Origin of the sequence: Amycolatopsis sp. DG1A-15b, assembly GCF_030285645.1 — a bacterium.
Lineage (GTDB): Bacteria > Actinomycetota > Actinomycetes > Mycobacteriales > Pseudonocardiaceae > Amycolatopsis.
In genome coordinates, this window is sequence record NZ_CP127296.1 from 6,225,758 (window position 1) to 6,242,648 (window position 16,891).

Annotated in this window: 17 protein-coding genes; 4 read left to right on the top strand and 13 right to left on the bottom strand. The window is 69.5% G+C overall.

The genetic code is table 11. The features are described 5' to 3' along the window. Positions 1-113: 113 nt before the first annotated feature. From QRY02_RS28510 to QRY02_RS28565, 12 genes are all read right to left on the bottom strand, one after another. The gene (locus QRY02_RS28510; RefSeq protein ID WP_285985915.1) at positions 114-548 is read right to left on the bottom strand and encodes a DUF2550 domain-containing protein; all 435 of its coding nucleotides are present in this window, start codon (positions 546-548) and stop codon (positions 114-116) included. 25 nt (positions 549-573) lie between these two features. Next, entirely contained in the window at positions 574-939 is a 366-nt protein-coding gene (locus QRY02_RS28515; protein WP_285985916.1) for a F0F1 ATP synthase subunit epsilon, read from the bottom strand. Between the two features lie 114 nt (positions 940-1,053). Then, complete coding sequence (gene atpD / locus QRY02_RS28520) at positions 1,054-2,481, bottom strand: F0F1 ATP synthase subunit beta (protein WP_285985917.1); 1,428 nt, start codon at positions 2,479-2,481, stop codon at positions 1,054-1,056. Beyond that, a complete protein-coding gene (locus QRY02_RS28525; protein WP_285985918.1) occupies positions 2,481-3,416 on the bottom strand; it encodes a F0F1 ATP synthase subunit gamma in 936 nt (311 codons plus the stop codon). The genes atpD and QRY02_RS28525 overlap by 1 nt, the downstream gene beginning before the upstream one ends. An 11-nt stretch (positions 3,417-3,427) precedes the next feature. Continuing rightward, entirely contained in the window at positions 3,428-5,068 is a 1,641-nt protein-coding gene (gene atpA / locus QRY02_RS28530; RefSeq protein WP_285985919.1) for a F0F1 ATP synthase subunit alpha, read from the bottom strand. Between the two features lie 57 nt (positions 5,069-5,125). Continuing rightward, positions 5,126-5,950, bottom strand: coding sequence for a F0F1 ATP synthase subunit delta (locus QRY02_RS28535; RefSeq protein WP_285985920.1), 825 nt, complete (start codon positions 5,948-5,950; stop codon positions 5,126-5,128). A 6-nt stretch (positions 5,951-5,956) separates the two neighbouring features. Beyond that, the gene (locus QRY02_RS28540; RefSeq protein ID WP_285985921.1) at positions 5,957-6,517 is read right to left on the bottom strand and encodes a F0F1 ATP synthase subunit B; all 561 of its coding nucleotides are present in this window, start codon (positions 6,515-6,517) and stop codon (positions 5,957-5,959) included. Positions 6,518-6,546: 29 nt separating this feature from the next. Continuing rightward, entirely contained in the window at positions 6,547-6,804 is a 258-nt protein-coding gene (locus QRY02_RS28545; protein WP_043777226.1) for an ATP synthase subunit C-like protein, read from the bottom strand. A gap of 55 nt (positions 6,805-6,859) precedes the next feature. Beyond that, a complete protein-coding gene (gene atpB / locus QRY02_RS28550) occupies positions 6,860-7,645 on the bottom strand; it encodes a F0F1 ATP synthase subunit A (protein ID WP_285985922.1) in 786 nt (261 codons plus the stop codon). Between the two features lie 510 nt (positions 7,646-8,155). Then, positions 8,156-8,599: a Cg1360 family ATP-synthase-associated protein gene (locus tag QRY02_RS28555; RefSeq protein WP_285985923.1), complete on the bottom strand. Its 444-nt coding sequence runs from the start codon at positions 8,597-8,599 to the stop codon at positions 8,156-8,158. A gap of 47 nt (positions 8,600-8,646) precedes the next feature. Continuing rightward, positions 8,647-9,804 carry a glycosyltransferase family 4 protein gene (locus QRY02_RS28560; protein ID WP_285985924.1) on the bottom strand — a complete coding sequence of 386 codons (1,158 nt, stop codon included), beginning with the start codon at positions 9,802-9,804 and terminating at the stop codon, positions 8,647-8,649. A 74-nt stretch (positions 9,805-9,878) separates the two neighbouring features. Next, the gene (locus QRY02_RS28565) at positions 9,879-10,529 is read right to left on the bottom strand and encodes an L-threonylcarbamoyladenylate synthase (RefSeq protein ID WP_285985925.1); all 651 of its coding nucleotides are present in this window, start codon (positions 10,527-10,529) and stop codon (positions 9,879-9,881) included. Positions 10,530-10,744: 215 nt separating this feature from the next. Here QRY02_RS28565 and QRY02_RS28570 point away from each other — a divergent pair, with 215 nt between their 5' ends. Next, positions 10,745-12,718, top strand: a complete 1,974-nt coding sequence (locus QRY02_RS28570; RefSeq protein ID WP_285985926.1) for a M6 family metalloprotease domain-containing protein — start codon at positions 10,745-10,747, stop codon at positions 12,716-12,718. A gap of 275 nt (positions 12,719-12,993) precedes the next feature. On the opposite strand, the gene prmC is transcribed toward QRY02_RS28570, so the two are convergent. Then, a complete protein-coding gene (prmC, locus tag QRY02_RS28575; RefSeq protein WP_086840672.1) occupies positions 12,994-13,860 on the bottom strand; it encodes a peptide chain release factor N(5)-glutamine methyltransferase in 867 nt (288 codons plus the stop codon). Between the two features lie 323 nt (positions 13,861-14,183). On the opposite strand from prmC, the gene QRY02_RS28580 reads away from it, so the two are divergent. Genes QRY02_RS28580 through QRY02_RS28590 form a run of 3 tightly spaced genes read left to right on the top strand, consistent with a single transcriptional unit; the run spans position 14,184 to position 16,877 of the window. Next, the gene (locus QRY02_RS28580) at positions 14,184-15,188 is read left to right on the top strand and encodes a glycosyltransferase family 2 protein (RefSeq protein WP_285985927.1); all 1,005 of its coding nucleotides are present in this window, start codon (positions 14,184-14,186) and stop codon (positions 15,186-15,188) included. Continuing rightward, positions 15,185-15,616 carry a GtrA family protein gene (locus QRY02_RS28585; protein ID WP_285985928.1) on the top strand — a complete coding sequence of 144 codons (432 nt, stop codon included), beginning with the start codon at positions 15,185-15,187 and terminating at the stop codon, positions 15,614-15,616. Before QRY02_RS28580 ends, QRY02_RS28585 begins: the two co-directional genes overlap by 4 nt. Beyond that, complete coding sequence (locus QRY02_RS28590; protein WP_285985929.1) at positions 15,609-16,877, top strand: mannosyltransferase family protein; 1,269 nt, start codon at positions 15,609-15,611, stop codon at positions 16,875-16,877. Before QRY02_RS28585 ends, QRY02_RS28590 begins: the two co-directional genes overlap by 8 nt. The last annotated feature ends 14 nt before the right edge of the window (positions 16,878-16,891 follow it).

Genomic DNA, 16,891 nt, shown 5'->3' on the forward strand with positions numbered 1-16,891 from the left:
CGGAGTGCCCGAAACCCGGAACTCACGTGATCCGGCACGTGACTCGCGTGATTGAGCGCGTCACTCGCGTGATTGAAGGCGTAACTCGCGTGATCGGGGGGACGACACGGCGGTCAGGAGGCGCGCGGGAGGCGTCGCCCGGGTGGGGCGGACTCGAGCCAGGAGAGGAAGCCGGTGAGAGCGCCCGGGCCCATCGCGATCTCGATCGCTTCCTGGGTCTCCGACTCGCAGCGCAGCACGATCGAGCCCTCGGGAACGGCGTAGGCCTCGGTGCCGGAGGGGTCGCGGCGGTCGGCGATCTGCATGCTTTCGCGCTGGAAGACGCGGTCCGCGCCGGTGCGCAGGCTCCACACCCGGTACCAGACGAACTCGTCGCCCTCGTAGCGGCCGAGCCCCAGGTGCCAGCTCGACCGCGGGTTGTCCGGACGCCACCGCAGCGCGACGCTCACGCCGCCACCGCGGCGCATCCGGATCCACCGCTGGCCGTACCAGGCGGCCAGCACCACGAGCACGATCAGGAGCCCCACTGCCACCACGGTGATCTGCACGGCCCGGCTCCTGCCCGTCTCGCGCTCAGACCGTCTGGCCCGCTGCGCGGAGCTGGGCCGAGGCCCTCGCCCGCTCGGTCTCGTCGTCCCCGGTCAGGGCCGCCTTCGCCGCTTCTACGTCGATCTCGTCCGAAAGCTCGGCGCTCTCGGCGAGGATGCTCACCCCGGTGCCGGTGACCGACAGGAAGCCGCCGTGCACCGCCGCGCACACCGTCTCGCCGTCGGTGGTCGTCACCTTGACCACGCCGCCCTCGACGAGCTGCCCGAGCACGGGTTCGTGACCAGCCATGACGCCGATCTCGCCCTCGGTGGTCTGGGCGACCACGAAGGTGGCGGTACCCGACCAGAGACGGCGCTCGACGGCCACCAGCTCCACGGACATCTCAGCCACGTAGCACTCCTTCGCTCGGGGTGTTACCACCGAGTGTAATAGGTCAGTCCTTGGTTACGAGAACGGCGGGGGCTCGGGTCCACATAGGACACCGCCCCCGCCGCTCCCCGGGAATCACTTCTTGGTGATTTCCTTGTACTTCTTTTCGAGGTCCTCGAGGCCACCGATACCCAGGAACGCCTGCTCCGGGTAGTGGTCGAAGTCACCCTTGGTGATGCGGTCGAACGACTCGATGGTCTCCGACAGCGGCACCGTCGAGCCCGGGATCTGCGTGAACGCCTCGGCGACCAGCATGTTCTGCGACAGGAACCGCTCGATGCGGCGCGCGCGCTGAACGGTCAGCTTGTCCTCTTCCGACAGCTCGTCCATACCGAGGATCGCGATGATGTCCTGCAGTTCCTTGTACTTCTGCAGGATCCGGATGACCTCGGACGCGACGCGGTAGTGGTCCTCGCCGACGATGGCCGGGTCGAGGATCGTCGACGTCGACGCCAGCGGGTCCACCGCCGGGAAGATGCCCTTCTGGAACACCGACCGGGAGAGCTCGGTGGTGGCGTCCAGGTGGGCGAACGTCGCGGCCGGGGCCGGGTCGGTGTAGTCGTCCGCGGGGACGTAGATCGCCTGCATCGAGGTGATCGAGCGACCCCGGGTCGAGGTGATCCGCTCCTGCAGCTGCCCCATCTCGTCGGCCAGCGTCGGCTGGTAACCCACGGCCGACGGCATGCGGCCCAGCAGGGTCGACACCTCCGAGCCGGCCTGGGTGAACCGGAAGATGTTGTCGATGAACAGCAGCACGTCCTGGTTCTGGACGTCGCGGAAGTACTCCGCCATGGTCAGCGCGGACAGCGCGACCCGCATGCGGGTGCCCGGCGGCTCGTCCATCTGGCCGAAGATGAGGGCGGTGTCGTTGATGACGCCGTCCTCGGACATCTCCAGGAAGAGGTCGTTGCCCTCACGGGTGCGCTCGCCGACGCCGGCGAACACCGAGGTACCACCGAAGTTCCGGGCGACGCGGGTGATCATCTCCTTGATGAGCACCGTCTTGCCGACGCCGGCGCCGCCGAACAGGCCGATCTTGCCACCCTGGACGTACGGGGTGAGCAGGTCGACGACCTTGAGGCCGGTCTCCAGCATCTCGGTCTTGCCCTCGAGCTGGTCGAACGACGGCGCGTTGCGGTGGATGCCCCACCGCTCGAGGTCGTCGCCGTAGCCGGGCTCGTCGAGGCACTCGCCGAGGGCGTTGTAGACGTGGCCCTTGACCTTGTCGCCGACCGGGACCGTGATCGGGCCGCCGGTGTCGGTGACCTCGGCGCCGCGCACCAGGCCGTCCTGCGGCTGCAGGGAGATGGTGCGGACGAGGTTGTCGCCCAGGTGGCTGGCGACCTCGAGGGTCACCGTCTTGCGCAGCTGCTCGAACTCGATCTCGACCTTGAGCGCGTTGAACTGGTCGGGCACGGAACCGCGCGGGAACTCGACGTCGACGACCGGACCGGTCACCGACACGATGCGCCCCTTGGCGCGCGGGGCTTCAGTACTGGTCATCAATCATCACTTCCTGCTGCGGTGAGCGCGTTCGCGCCACCGACGATTTCGGAGATCTCCTGGGTGATCTGCGCCTGGCGGGCCTGGTTCATCTCCCGCGTCAGGTTGCCCACCAGGTCGTTCGCGTTGTCCGACGCGGCCTTCATCGCCGTCCGGCGGGCGGCCAGCTCGGACGCCGCGGATTCGAGGAAGGCGGCGTAGAGACGCGTGTTGATGTACTTCGGCAGGAGCGCGTCCAGCAGCTTGTCGGCACTCGGCTCGAACTCGTAGCTGGGGAGCAGCCCGGCGGGCTTCTCCTCACCCTCGGAGTACTCGACCTCGAGCGGCGCGACGCGCTTGGCGATCGGGCGCTGCGTCAGCATCGACACGAACTCGGTGTAGACGATGTGGATCTCGTCGACACCCGCGATGCCGTCGGTGTTGCCGTGCTCGTCGTCGACGCCGGCCATGAACGACTGGACCAGGGCCTCACCGGCCGCCACCGCGCCGGCGTAGGTCGGCTGGTCGGAGAAGCCCGTCCAGCTGTCCTCGACCGGGCGGTTGCGGAACCGGTAGTAGTTCAGGCCCTTGTTGCCCGTGACGTAGACCTGCGGTTCCTTGCCCTCGGAACGCAGGAGGGCGAGCAGCTCTTCGGTCGCGCGCAGCACGTTGGAGTTGTAGCCACCGCACTGGCCCTTGTCACTGGTCACGACCAGGACAGCGGCCCGCTTCGGGTTCGGGCGCTCGACCAGCATGGGGTGGTCGAGGTTGGCCGCCGCACCGGCCAGCGCCGAGAGCACCTTGGTGATCTCGTCCGCGTACGGCCGGGAGGCGGCGACCTTCGCCCGCGCCTTGGTGATGCGCGCGGTGGCGATGAGCTCCATCGCCTTGGTGATCTTGCCGATCGACTTGGTCGCCTTGATGCGCGACCGGAGTTCCCGGAGTTGTGCGGCCATGAGCTATCAGCTCACTTCTTCGGGGCGGGCTTGTTGACCTTGACGGTCTCGTGCCCGACCTTGTCGGCGTCCATCGCGTCGGCGTCCGCCTCGACCAGGGACTTGCCCTCGGAAGTGGTGAACTCCTTCTTGAACTCGTTCACCGCCGCGACCAGCTTGTCGGCGGTCTCGTCCTCGAACTTCCCGGAGTCGCGGATCGCGCCCAGGATGTCGTCGTGCTTGCGGCGAGCCGAGTCGAGGAACTCGTGGTTGAAGCGGCGGACGTCCTCGGTCGGGACCGAGTCGTAGTGGCCGTTCGTGCCCAGCCACACCGTGCAGACCTGCTCCTCGACCGGGATCGGCGAGTACTGCGGCTGCTTGAGCACCTCGTACAGGCGGGCACCGCGCTCGAGCTGCGCCTTGGAGGCGTCGTCGAGGTCCGAGGCGAAGGCCGCGAAGGCCTCCAGCTCGCGGTACTGCGACAGGTCGATCCGGAGCGAACCGGAGACCGACTTCATCGCCTTGACCTGCGCGGCACCACCCACGCGGGACACCGAGATACCCACGTCGATGGCCGGGCGCTGGCCGGCGTTGAACAGGTCAGACTGGAAGAAGCACTGGCCGTCGGTGATCGAGATGACGTTGGTCGGGATGTAGGCCGACACGTCGTTCGCCTTGGTCTCGATGATCGGGAGACCGGTCAGCGAGCCGGCGCCCAGCTCGTCCGACAGCTTCGCGCAACGCTCCAGCAGGCGGGAGTGCAAGTAGAAGACGTCGCCGGGGAACGCCTCGCGGCCCGGCGGGCGGCGCAGCAGCAGCGAGATCGCGCGGTAGGCGTCGGCCTGCTTGGTCAGGTCGTCGAACACGATGAGGACGTGCTTGCCCTCGTACATCCAGTGCTGGCCGATGGCCGAGCCGGTGTACGGCGCGATCCACTTGAAGCCGGCCGAGTCGGACGCGGGGGCCGCGACGATGGTGGTGTACTCCATCGCGCCCGAGTCCTCGAGGGACTTCTTGACCGCGGCGATCGTGGAGCCCTTCTGGCCGACCGCGACGTAGATGCAGCGAACCTGCTTCTTCGGGTCGCCGGTCTCCCAGTTGGCCTTCTGGTTGATGATCGTGTCCACGGCGACGGCGGTCTTGCCCGTCTTGCGGTCACCGATGATCAGCTGGCGCTGGCCGCGCCCGATCGGCGTCATCGCGTCGATGGCGGTGATGCCGGTCTGCAGCGGCTCCGACACCGGCTGGCGCTCGACCACCGAGGCGGCCTTCAGCTCCAGCGCGCGGCGGTCGGTGGTCTCGATGTCGCCGAGGCCGTCGATCGCCTGGCCCAGCGGGTTGACGACGCGGCCGAGGTAGCCGTCGCCGACCGGCACCGACAGGACCTGCCCGGTGCGCTTGACCTGCTGGCCCTCTTCGATGCTTTCGAAGTCACCGAGGATCGCGGCACCGATGGAGCGCGCGTCCAGGTTCAGGGCGACGCCCAGGACGCCGCCGGGGAACTCGAGCAGCTCGTTGGCCATGGCCGAGGGGAGGCCCTCGACGTGGGCGATGCCGTCACCCGCGTCGATCACGACGCCAACTTCTTCCCGGCTCACGTCCGGGGCGTAACTCGAGACGTAGTTCTCGATCGCGCTACGGATCTCATCCGAGGAGATCGTCAGCTCGGCCATGTCTTTCCCGCTCTCGCTTCGTTCTTGCCAGTATGCAAAGTCTTGTGTGACCTGGGGCTATGCCCGGGCCAGCCGCCTGCGCAGCGCCGCGAGCTGCCCCGCCGCGCTTCCGTCGATGACCTCGTCGCCGACGCGGACGACGAGCCCGCCGCCGAGCCGCGGGTCGACCTCGACGTGCAGCGCGATCTGCCGCCCGTACATGTCGTTCAGCTTCGCCCCCAGCTGGGCGGTCTGCTCGTCGGACAGGGCGCTCGCGCTGGTCACGTAGGCGACCGAGCGCTGGCGCCGCTCCGCAGCCAGCTTGACCAGCTTGTCGAGCCCGACGCCGACGCCGCGGCCCTTGGCCCGGCGCACGACCTGCTCGACGAGGGTCTCGGTGACCACGTCCACCTTGTCGGCGAACAGCCCGCGCACCAGCGTGCGCTTCGCTTCGGCGGAACCGGTCAGGTCCGACAGCGCCTTCTCGAGCTCGGGGTGGTTGGCCACGACTCGCGCGACCTGGAAGAGCTGGGACTCGACGGTGTCGACGTTCCCGGTCTTCTCCGCCGAGGTGAGCAGGGCCGAGCGACCGAGCGACTCGAGGCCGTCGGCCAGCTCGCGGGGGCTGGACCAGCGGCTGCCCGCCACGGCGTCGAGCACCTTGAGGGCCGGTTCGGACAGCTTGCCGTCGAACAGCCGGCGCACCAGCTCGGTGCGCGCCTCCGGCGTCGCCGAGGCGTCGCTCACCGCCCGGCGCAGGCCGATTTCCCGGTCCAGCAGGTCGACGACCGAGAGCAGCTCGTCGCCGACCGTGCCCGCGTCGGCTCCCGCGTCGGCCAGAACCTCGCCGAGGCGTTCCTCGGCGAGGCCGAGCGCTTCACGGCTCGCAGCATGCAGCGTCATCTCTGGTTACTTCCCCGCTCCGTTGGAGGCACCGGCGGTCTCCAGCTCAGCCAGGAACCGGTCGACGGTGCCGCGGCGGCGCGCCTCGTCTTCGAGCGACTCGCCGACGATGCGGCTGGCCAGCTCGACGGCGTTGCGGCCCATGTCGGCCCGCAGCTCCGCGATGATCTGCGCCTTCTGGGCCTGCAGCTGGGCCTGCCCCTGGGCGACGATGCGCTGGGACTCGGCCTCCGCCTGGGCCCGCAGCTCCGCCTTGATCTGCTCGGCTTCGAGCCGGGCGTCGTCGCGGATCTTCGCGGCTTCGGTCCGGGCCTCGTTCAGCTGGGCCTTGTACTTGGCCAGCGCCTCTTCGGCCTCGGCCTGGGCCCGCTCGGCCTTCTCGATGCCTCCCTCGATCTTCTGCGCACGCTCTTCGTACGCGGCCTCGAAGCGAGGGACGACGTACTTCTTGAGGATGAACAGCAGGATCAGGAAGGCGACGATGCCGAGGATCAGCTCCGAGATGTCCGGAATGATCGGGTTGTGCGTTTTGCCCTCTGCGGCGAGGACCAAGGCACTGTTCAGCACGGCGTCTCCTTAAGCGAGTTGAGCGTGACTCAGCCTGCGGAGGCGATGAAGTAGATGACGATGCCGATCAGGGCGAGCACCTCGGTCAGCACGAAGGTCGAGAAGCCGATGCCCTGCAGCTTGCCCTGCGCCTCCGGCTGGCGGGCGGTGCCGTTGATGACGGCGGCGAAGATCAGACCCACACCGATGCCCGGGCCGATCGCGCCCAGGCCGTAACCGATGGCGGCGAGGCCGGGGTTGATGTTGACGGCCTGCTCCGCGGCCTGGGCCAGAACGATGTTGCTCACGTGCATTTCCCTTCACTTCGGTCCACGCGCTCGCGCGGATCGGGGGCTTGTGTTCTCAGTGCTCCGACGCCAGCGCGGCGCCGATGTACCCGGCCGACAGCAGGGCGAAGATGTAGGCCTGCAGCACCTGGATGAAGGCCTCGAGGAACGTCATCCCGATGGCGAAGATCCACGCCACCAGGGAAACCGGCTTCAGCGCCCAGCCCGAGGTCTCGGTCAGCAGGAAGGTGCCGCCGAGGGTGAACACCGCCAGGATCAGGTGACCCGCGAACATGGCGGCGAAAACACGGATGGCGAGCGTGAGCGGGTTGAGGAAGAACTTCTCCGCGAACTCGATCAGCGCGAAGAGCGGCAGCACCGGGCCCGGCACGCCCGGCGGCGCGAGTTCCTTCTTGAAGTACCCCTTGAAACCGTGCCGCTTGAACCCGACGAAGTGGTACACCGGGTAGACGACGAGGACCGACAGCGCGACCGGGAAGCCGAAGCGCGCCATGGTCGGGAACTGCAGGAGGGGGATGATCCCGTAGAGGTTGTTCACCAGAATGAAGGTGAACAGCGCGAAAACAAGCGGCACGAACGGCTTGAAATCCTTCGAACCGATCTGCTCGCGCGCGATGTTGTTGCGGCTGAAGTCGTAGATCGACTCCGCGACGAACTGCCCCTTGCCCGGCACGACCTGCAGCTTGCGGGTCGCCAGCAGGAAGTACGTCGCGATGATGACAACCGAAAGCACGACGAGCAGCATCGGCTTGGTGACTCCGCCGAACAACGCCGGCAACTCGAAGCTTTCGGCGCCGGGCGGCGCGAACGTCGCACCCTCGGCCAATACCAGCGCGCCCACTGGGCTCCTTCCGGTTCTCCCGGCCGGCGTTCACTCCGCCGGGGGAATCGTCACGATCTGGACTTAACGTACCCGATACGTATCGGGACGTCGGAGGCGGCTGCCCCACTGTGCGATGAACACGGCTTCACGTTCTGCACACGGGGTTGTCTCGCGTGAACACTGCCCTGCGGTCTACTTCGGACCAGCGCCGAGAGGCGGAACTACACGGTCGCCACACTGCTGATCGCGGTTCGTCTGCGGGAGTGCGCGGTCGAGGCCGCCACCCTTGACGCGGACCATACCAGCAGGTCAATCAGTGCCGGACAGGCGTACTCCTAACCAACCGATCAGCCCAGGACTTAGGTCCCGGGTCATCCCGGGACCCAGGTCCGGTGCGCGCCGGGACCGGGTCCGGATCACCGCAGGCGAGGGGTCCCGGTCACCGTCCGCGATCCGCACGAAAGCGCACTTTTGTGGCGCCGGTCACACTCATGCGGCCGCAGGCGAGGGCACGAAGAGTGACGACGATCAGGACGGGATGATCGTCGGGATCTTCGTCTTGCGGAAGGCGGCGAACTCGGCCGCGGCGGCGAGCAGGATGGCCACGATCATCGTGATGCCGAGCGACATCGGGTGCAGCGCGGTGACGCCCTTCAGGAGGGTCAGCGCGCCGAACAGGAGGACGACCTTCACGACGTACCCGCCGAGCGCGATGACCATGACGAACATCGGGTCCTGGCCCGCGCTGAACTTCATCATGCCCAGCGTGGACAACGACGCCAGCATGGCGAGCACGCCGCCGACGAGCGAGCCCAGGAAGCCGGGCAGGCCGTTGAGGATGCTGAACAACGCGATGCACACCAGGACCGCGGGCGGGGTCACCAGCAGCGAGGCCTTCGTCATCGCGCGGGCCGCCTGCAGCACCACCTCGGCGTGCGGGTTCTCCTGCTCGTGCGTTTCGGCTTCGCTCACACCTGGCTCCCTGCTCGGTTGCCCCCGAGTGTAGAGACTCCCGCCGGTCACGTCCCCGGCTGGTGGCGCGAGCGCAGCCGCGGGACGACCGAGACCACCACCGCGAACACCAGCCCGACGCCGATGATCCACAGCGCCGCGGCGTCGTCGAACAGCGTCACCGACACCGCGCCGAAGGCGAGGATGCCAGCCCACAAGTAGATCAGCAGGACCGCGCGGCGCTGGGAGTGGCCGATCTCCAGCAGGCGGTGGTGCAGGTGCATCTTGTCGGCGGCGAACGGGCTTTCGCCGCGGCGGGTACGCCGGACGACCGCCATGATCAGGTCCAGCATCGGCACGAACAGCACCGCCGCCACGACCACCAGCGGCGAGAGCAGCGCGATCGCGTCCTTGCCGCTGAACTGCGGGTACGGCACGCGCCCGGACGCCGACGTCGTCGCCCCCGCGAGCATCAGGCCGATCATCATCGAGCCTGAGTCGCCCATGAAGATCTTCGCGGGTTGGAAGTTGTACGGCAGGAAGCCCAGACACGCGCCGGCGAGCGTGGCCGCGATCAGCGCGGGCGGGTACGTGCCGACGTCGCCGCCGGAGCTGTCGAGCAGGCCGAGCGAGAACGCGCAGGTGGCGGCGGCCGCGATGAACCCGAGGCCGCCGGCCAGCCCGTCGAGGCCGTCGACGAAGTTCATCGCGTTGACCATCACCACGACCATCACGACGGTGAGCAGCGCGCCCTGGTTCTTGTCGAGCACCAGCACCGAGCCGAACGAGGCGCCGGTGCCGCCCCACGGCACCCAGAACGACACCCACTGCACACCGAAGATGACCAGGATCCCGGCGCACATGACCTGGCCGGCCAGCTTCGTCCAGGCGTCCAGCTCGAACCGGTCGTCGAGCGCGCCGATCAGGGAGATGACGCCCGCGGCCAGCAGCACGCCGACCGAGTCGAACGAAGCGTCGAAGCCGTGCGACAGCGCGGGCAGCTGGTGGGCCAGGCCCATCGCGCCGGCGACGCCGAGGAAGATGCCGATCCCGCCCATCCGCGGGATCGGGGCGACGTGCACGTCGCGGGCGCGCGGGTTGGCGATCGCGCCGACGCGGATCGCCACCCGGCGCACGACGCCCGTGAGCAGGTAGGTCACAGCCGTCGCGGTCAGCGCGACGAGGATGTATTCCCGGATGGGGAGGAGACCGGATGTGGGCGGCACGGGGACGTCACGCTCGCGGGGTCGGGGTCACCCGCGACACGCTATCGTGTCGCGGTTTCCGCCGTGATCCGGCTTCAGGCCAAGGATTCCGCGGGCACACCGAGCACCTCCGCGATGGCCTCCTTGTTCACGGCGCCCTCGCGCAGCACCACCGGCTCGGTGCCGGTGAGGTCCACGATGCTCGACGCGACGGGCTCGCCGCTCGACCCGCCGTCGAGGTACACCGCGACCGAGTCGCCGAGCTGTTCCTGCGCCTCCTGCGCGGTGCTGGCCGGCGGCCGGCCGGAGACGTTCGCGCTCGAGACGGCCATCGGGCCGACGTCGCGCAGCAGCTCCAGCGCGACCGGGTGCAGCGGCATCCGGAGCATCACGGTGCCGCGGGCGTCGCCGAGGTTCCACTGCAGGCTCGGCGCGTGCGGCAGCACGATGGACAGGTCGCCCGGCCAGAAGGCTTCGATGAGCGCACGCGCCTGCGGCGGCACCCCGAGCACCAGGCCGTCCACAGTGGACCAGGAGCCGACGAGCACGCCGACCGGCATGTCCGGGCCGCGGTTCTTGGCGCGCAACAGCGCCTGCACGGCACCGGCGTCGAACGCGTCGGCACCGATCCCGTAGACCGTGTCGGTCGGCAGGACGACCAGCCTGCTCGACCGCACCGCCCCGGCCGCCGCGGCCAGCCCGTCGGCCCGGGTCTCCCGCTTGCTGCAGTCGTAGACCACGCTCATGGCGCCCAAGCGTAGTCCGGGCGCCGGAGGGGACGTTCGCCGCGTCACACCGGTCCGGCGGCGAGGTGGTCGTTGCCGGGCTGACGACCGGCCAGACTTTCGTCGTGGGGCAAGCGGGTAAACCTCGCCGCGAGGCAGAACCACGACAGCAGGGCTCAATACGGTCGATCTTCGGGAACCACCACCCCCGTGCGTTCCCAGTGAAGGAGCCGCACATGCGCCCCAGAACCCCGAAAGCGCTCGCCCTGCTCGCCGCGGTCGCCGTCCTGACCGGGCTCGGTACCGGCACCGCCGCCGCCGAGCCGCTCACCCGTGGCTGGCCCGCCCCGATCGATGCCGCGCACTGGGAGAACCAGGACCACATGACCTGGTCCGACTACCGCAAGGTGCCCGGCACCGACTGGGCCGATCCCTCGCTCAAGCCCACCCAGCGCACCTTCAAGGGCGCCGTCGTCCTCGCCGACTACCCGGACCAGGACTTCGTGGTCACGCGCCCGGCCGGCTCGACCGTGTTCGGCAACCCCGCGCCGACGGCGGCGAACATCCCGCGGGCGAACGTCGCGAAGCACTACCAGGACTTCCTCAACAAGCCCGAGGCCCTGAACAACGGCCACACGATCAACGAGTACTGGATGGAGGACTCCGGCGGCCGGTTCGGCGTGCAGCTGACCGCCTTCGGGCCGTACCGGATGCCCGGGAAGTCCTACGAGTACGGCATGGAGTTCCAGCCGGGCGCGTGCCCGCCCGGCGCGAACTGCGCCCGGGACATCCGCAAGGACGCCGGGGACGCCTGGCGCGCCGACGTCGGCGACACCGCGAAGCAGTTCGACTTCGTCTTCTACCTCTCCGCCGGCCAGGACGAGAGCTCGACCTGGCAGGAGTTCGGCGAGATGAAGTTCGGGACGAAGGAGAACGTGCCCGACAGCTTCGGCCCGCCCGACCACGACCTGCCCAACTACGCGGCCACCCGGTACGTGCCGTGGACGTCGTGGGCGTCGGCCGCCAGCATCTGGCCGAACGCCCAGGACGGCAGCTCGGTGCAGGCGGAGAGCTCCGGGCAGTCGACCTACGCCCACGAGTTCAGCCACATCCTGGGCATCGGCGACAACTACAACAACCCGTTCGGCGTGCCGCCCTCGCGCAGCTACAGCGGCCCGTGGGACATGCTGTCGCGCGGCACGTTCAACGGGCCCGGCGGCCCGCACACGCGGTGGCGGATCCCGGCGACGCAGGGCAGCTCGATGGGGGCCCAGCACCAGCTGCGCAACAAGCTGAAGCTCGGCATCGTCGACCCCGCCGACGTGCTGCAGCTGGACCGCACCGAGCTGGCCGCTTCGGGGCCGGTGTCGGCGCGGCTGACGGCGCGTGAGACCGAGGCGCAGCCCGGCGCGTTCACCGGCCTGAACATCAAGCTCACCGGCGGGGACAAGGCGCCGAAGTGCGACCGGTCGAAGGACCCGTTCTGCGACGGCGGCGGCTACGACAACTACACCGTCGAGGTCGTCGACCGGATGGGCGCGGACTCCTTCGCGCCCGACTCGGGCGTGCTGATCACGAAGACGAAGAACCAGGACAACGCCCCGTTCGACTGGGTGATCGACGCCAACCCGCAGGACATCGGCATCACCGACTACACGAAGCCGGACGGGACGCCGGTGAAGATCACCATCGGTGACTACCGCCAGCTCAACGACGCCCTGTTCAAGGCGGGCACCGAAGCGGCGAGCCCGTACGAGTACACCGACCAGGCGAACCGGCTGCGGTTCCTGATCACGGACGTGGCCCGCGACCGCCACGGGATCCTCTCGTACACGGTGACGGTGGCTTCGCTGGACGGCTCGGGCGGCCAGGCCCGCGGGGCGGCGCTGACCCCGGCCCTCCCGGCCATCGCCCGGGGAGGCCTGGCGACCTGCGACTTCGGCCTGCTCAACACGGGCTCGGCGCGGGGCGCGAAGGCACCGTACGACACGGACACGTACCGCTTGAGCGTGTCGACGGACGCCCGGGGCTGGGAGGTCCGGCTCCCGAACGAGCTGACCACGGCGAAGTTCGGCGGCCACGTGAAGGTGCCGGCGTACGCGAAGCGCGGCCAGGGCGCCGACCTGGCGGCAAGGGTGAAGCTGACGGCGACCTCGGTGAGCGACCCGTCGAAGACCGCAACGGCGAGTTGCACGGCGTTCGGCTTCTAGTTCGGCTGCTGGTTCAGCTGCTGGTTCGGTGGGGGGCCGCGCGGGTTCGGGCGGCCCCCCGCTCCTGTGGACAACTCCGGCCGCCGGCCCGGCTCAGGCCGGAAACCGTCGGTGGTCATCGGTAGCGTGGAAGACGGGGGCGCCCCCGGGCCCGGCGTAGGCCGCGAGATGTCCGGAGCCACCTGGTGACCGGCGGCGTGGGCGACCAGACCTACCCGGTCACGCCGGGCTGGCGATCACAAACTCCCTGGTCAGGAGCCACGAGCAAGGGACGCTCAGCCCAACCGGCGAGCGGTGACGAACCGGGCGCGGCCCGTCAGGTCCGCGTGGCCCTCCACCCCGGTCAGCACCCGGCGCGCCCGGACCAGGGCCGGGACCGCCGAGCCGTGCGTGTCGTCGTGCTCGATCGCCAGGCCGCCGCCCGGGCGCAGCAGCCGGGCTCCCGCCGCGATCGCGTGGCGGATCACCGCCAGGCCGCTCTCCTCCGCGAACACCGCGCGCGGCGGGTCGTGCTCCGCGACCTCCGGGGGCACCGGGGTGCCCTCCGGGACGTACGGCGGGTTGCACAGCACCAGGTCGACCAGGCCGTCGAGCTCGGCGAACATCGTCGGGTCGCCGATGTCGCCCGAATACAGCCGGATCGGGGTGTTGCCCGCGTCGGCGTGCACGTCGGCGTTGTGGCGGGCCCAGGCCAGCGCCTGCGGGTCGATGTCCACCGCGTAGACGACCGCGTCCGGGCGCGCGTGGGCCACCGCCAGCGCCAGCGCGCCGGAGCCCGTGCACAGGTCCACCACCACCGGGAACTCCCGGCCCTGCAGGAACTTGACACCCCACTCGAGCAGCAGCTCGGTCTCCGGCCGCGGGACGAACACCCCGGCGCCCACCGCGACCGTGATGTCGCCGAGCGCGGCCCAGCCGGTCAGGTACTGCAGGGGGATGCGCTTGGCGCGCTGCTGGACGAGCTGGCCGATGGCCTCGATGACCGGCGGGTCGACCAGCGGCACCATCGGCAGCCGGCCGCGTTCGACCCCGAGCACGTGCGCGGCGATCACCTCGGCGTCGAACCGCGGCGAGGCGACGCCCGCGCGCTCGAGGATCCGGGTGGCCTCGATGATGGCCAGGCGCAGCGGCTGCCGATTCACTCGTCGTCCTTCACCTCGTCGAGCCTGGCACACCAGGCGGAACTCCCCCGTGAGGACACGCGCCGGTCCTACGCCGACCAGCGTATCGAGGCGCCGTCACGGTTTGGCCGACAAGTACCCCACCGGCTCCGTCCCCGCGCCCCGATCCGGTCGTCCACGACGGCCGCTCGCGGCGCGGGCAGGCCGGCCGCCGCGGCGGGCTGACCGGGTCCCGGGATCTCGGCCAGCCGGATCTTCTAGGATGCAGGGCACCAGGACGGGGGAATCGCCTGCTCGACGGCGCCGCCCGCACCTTCGACACCGAAACTCCGGGGAGCCCCGCAGTGCCCACAGAGCCGATCACCCGCCGGGTGGCGTTCATCTTCCCGATCTACAACGAGGAAGAGAACATCGACCTGCTGCACCGGACGGTGGACGAGGTGACCGCCCCCCTCGTCGGGAAGTACGACTTCAGCTTCCTCTACGTCGACGACGGCAGCCGGGACGGCTCGCTGGCCAAGCTCACCGAGCTCAGCGCCCGCGACGAGCGGGTCACCGTGGTCGAACTGTCCCGCAACTTCGGCCACCAGATGGCCGTCACCGCCGGGCTGGACCTGGTCGACGCGGACGCCGTCGTCATCATGGACAGCGACATGCAGGACCCGCCGCGAGTGGCGCTCGAGCTGATCGAGAAGTGGGAAGAGGGCTTCGACGTCGTCTACGCGCAGCGGCGCTCACGGCAGGACTCGGCGTTCAAGAAGCTCACCGCCGGCGGGTTCTACTGGTTCCTGCGGAAGATGGCCGCGGTCGACATCCCGAAGAACACCGGCGACTTCCGGCTGATCGACCGCAAGGTGGTCGACGAGCTGCGCAAGTACCGCGAGCGCGACCGCTTCCTGCGCGGGCTGGTCAGCTACATCGGCTTCAAGCAGACGGCCGTGCTGTTCGACCGCGACAAGCGGCACGCCGGCGTCACGGGCTACCCGCTGCGCAAGATGCTGCGCTTCGCCGCCGACGGCATCCTCGGCTTCTCGGTGACGCCGCTGCGGATGATCACGCGCATGGGGTACCTGATCTCGTTCCTGAGCTTCGTCGGGATCCTCTACGTCGGCGGCGTCAAGCTGCTCGCCCCGCAGACCGCGGTGCCCGGCTGGGCCTTCCTCGGGATCGCGATGTTCTTCCTCGGCGGGATCCAGATCATCATGCTCGGCGTGCTCGGCAGCTACATCGGCCGCACGTACTCCCAGGTGCAGAACCGGCCGCTCTACGGCGTCGCGTCGGTGCGCACCGGCCCCGGGGTGCCGGTCGAGGCCCGTGAAGGCGCCGACGCGGGAAGAGGCGCCCGGTGAAGCTGATCTCGGCGACCCAGCTGCGCTTCGGGCTGGTCGGGGTGGGGAACACCCTCGTCGACGCCCTCGGTTACGCGCTGCTGGTGACGCTGGGCGTCCCGCTCTTCGTCGCGAACTTCATCTCGACGACGGCGGGCATGCTGCTCAGTTTCACCCTGAACCGGAACTTCACCTTCCGCGCCAAGGACGGCGACGTCCGCCGCCAGGCGCTGCTGTTCTTCGGCGTCACCGCGTTCGGGCTCTGGGTCGTGCAGGCGGCGATCATCTTCGCCGTCACCGCGGCGTTCCCCGGGGTGAACGTGCTGATCCCGAAGTTCGCCGGGATCGCGGTCGGCCTGGTCTGGAACTACGTGCTCTACAACAAGGTCGTCTTCCGGCAGCGGCCCGCGGCGGCCGAGCCGCCGGTCGCCGAGGTCACGCATGACTAGGACGGCCGTCCCGTCCCGGGTCGCCGACCAGGTCGAACCAGAGCGTGCGGAGACGGCCACCGCCGGTCGTCGAGCCGCCTGGGCGAACGGCGACTACGCCCGCGTCCTCGCCGTGGTGCTGGCCTGGAACGCGGTGCTGATCGCCGTCGCGTACCTGTTCGCGCCGTCCAGCCCGGTCGACGAGGGCATCCCGAAGACCGGCATCGGCTCGACGATGAGCCTCCTGGCGCACACCTACCGCTGGGACGCCGGCAACTACGGCGAAATCGCCATGCACGCCTACACCGGCAGCTACGCCCCGACGCGGGCGTTCTACCCGGTGTTCCCGGTCCTGGTCTGGCTGGTGCAGACGGTCAGCTTCGGCACGCTCGGCCTGCTCGCCGCCGGGTTCCTGGTCAACCTGGTGGCCACCTGGCTGGCCGCGGTGGCGCTGCTGAAGATCGGGCGCCACTTCTTCGACGGCGAGCGGGCCCCGTGGCTGGTCGTCGCGGCCTTCCTGACCGCGCCCGCCGCGTTCTTCCTGCACTCGTTCTACAGCGAGGCGGTGTTCTGCGCGCTGGGCTTCTGGGCCTACCTGTTCGCGCTGCGCCGCCAATGGCTCTGGATGGGCCTGACGCTCATCCCGCTGACGGCCTCCCGCATCACGGCGGCGGTGTTCGTCGGCCTGTGCTTCCTGGAGTTCTGGCGGTCGAAGGACTGGAAGCCGCGCGGCCTGCTGTCGTGGCACCTGCTGTGGTTCCCGGCGGCGTTCCTCGGCCTCGGCGGCGTGCTGGTCGCCATGAAGCTCCAGACCGGCGACTTCTTCGCCAGTTTCAACGCGCTCAAGGGCGTGCGGGAGTGGTCGTACCACCGGTTCAACCCGAACATCCTCGAAACGCTCTGGTTCGAAGCCAAGCTCACCGGCCACGCCCTGCTCGGCGACACCCGGATGGACGCGTGGACGCTGATGAGCCACGTGCTGCCGATGATCGGCCTGGCCCTGCTGTTCGCGTCCTCGGTGTACGTCCTGGTGGCCCTGCGCTCGAAGGGTGTCCCGCTGGCGCTGTTCGGGTTCGCGTCCATCGTGATGCTGACGATGAACAGCAACGTGGTGTCGGTGCACCGCTACCTGCTGCCGTGCCTGGTGATGTACGTGGCGCTGGTCCTGTTCGGCGAGCGCCGCCCGAAGCTGCGCGGCGCGGTGCACGTGGTCCTGTACGCGAACGCGCTGGTCTGCGGCATGATCTACCTGCGCTTCATAACGGGGTTCTGGTCCGGCTGAGCACAGCCGAGGGG

Coding starts and splice junctions, on each gene's coding strand:
- atpD (WP_285985917.1), bottom strand. CDS start 2,481: ATGACCAGTACTGAAGCCCCGCGCGCCAAGGGGCGCATCGTGTCGGTG.
- atpA (WP_285985919.1), bottom strand. CDS start 5,068: ATGGCCGAGCTGACGATCTCCTCGGATGAGATCCGTAGCGCGATCGAG.
- QRY02_RS28565 (WP_285985925.1), bottom strand. CDS start 10,529: ATGAGCGTGGTCTACGACTGCAGCAAGCGGGAGACCCGGGCCGACGGG.
- QRY02_RS28590 (WP_285985929.1), top strand. CDS start 15,609: ATGACTAGGACGGCCGTCCCGTCCCGGGTCGCCGACCAGGTCGAACCA.
- QRY02_RS28525 (WP_285985918.1), bottom strand. CDS start 3,416: ATGGCCGCACAACTCCGGGAACTCCGGTCGCGCATCAAGGCGACCAAG.
- QRY02_RS28535 (WP_285985920.1), bottom strand. CDS start 5,950: ATGACGCTGCATGCTGCGAGCCGTGAAGCGCTCGGCCTCGCCGAGGAA.
- QRY02_RS28570 (WP_285985926.1), top strand. CDS start 10,745: ATGCGCCCCAGAACCCCGAAAGCGCTCGCCCTGCTCGCCGCGGTCGCC.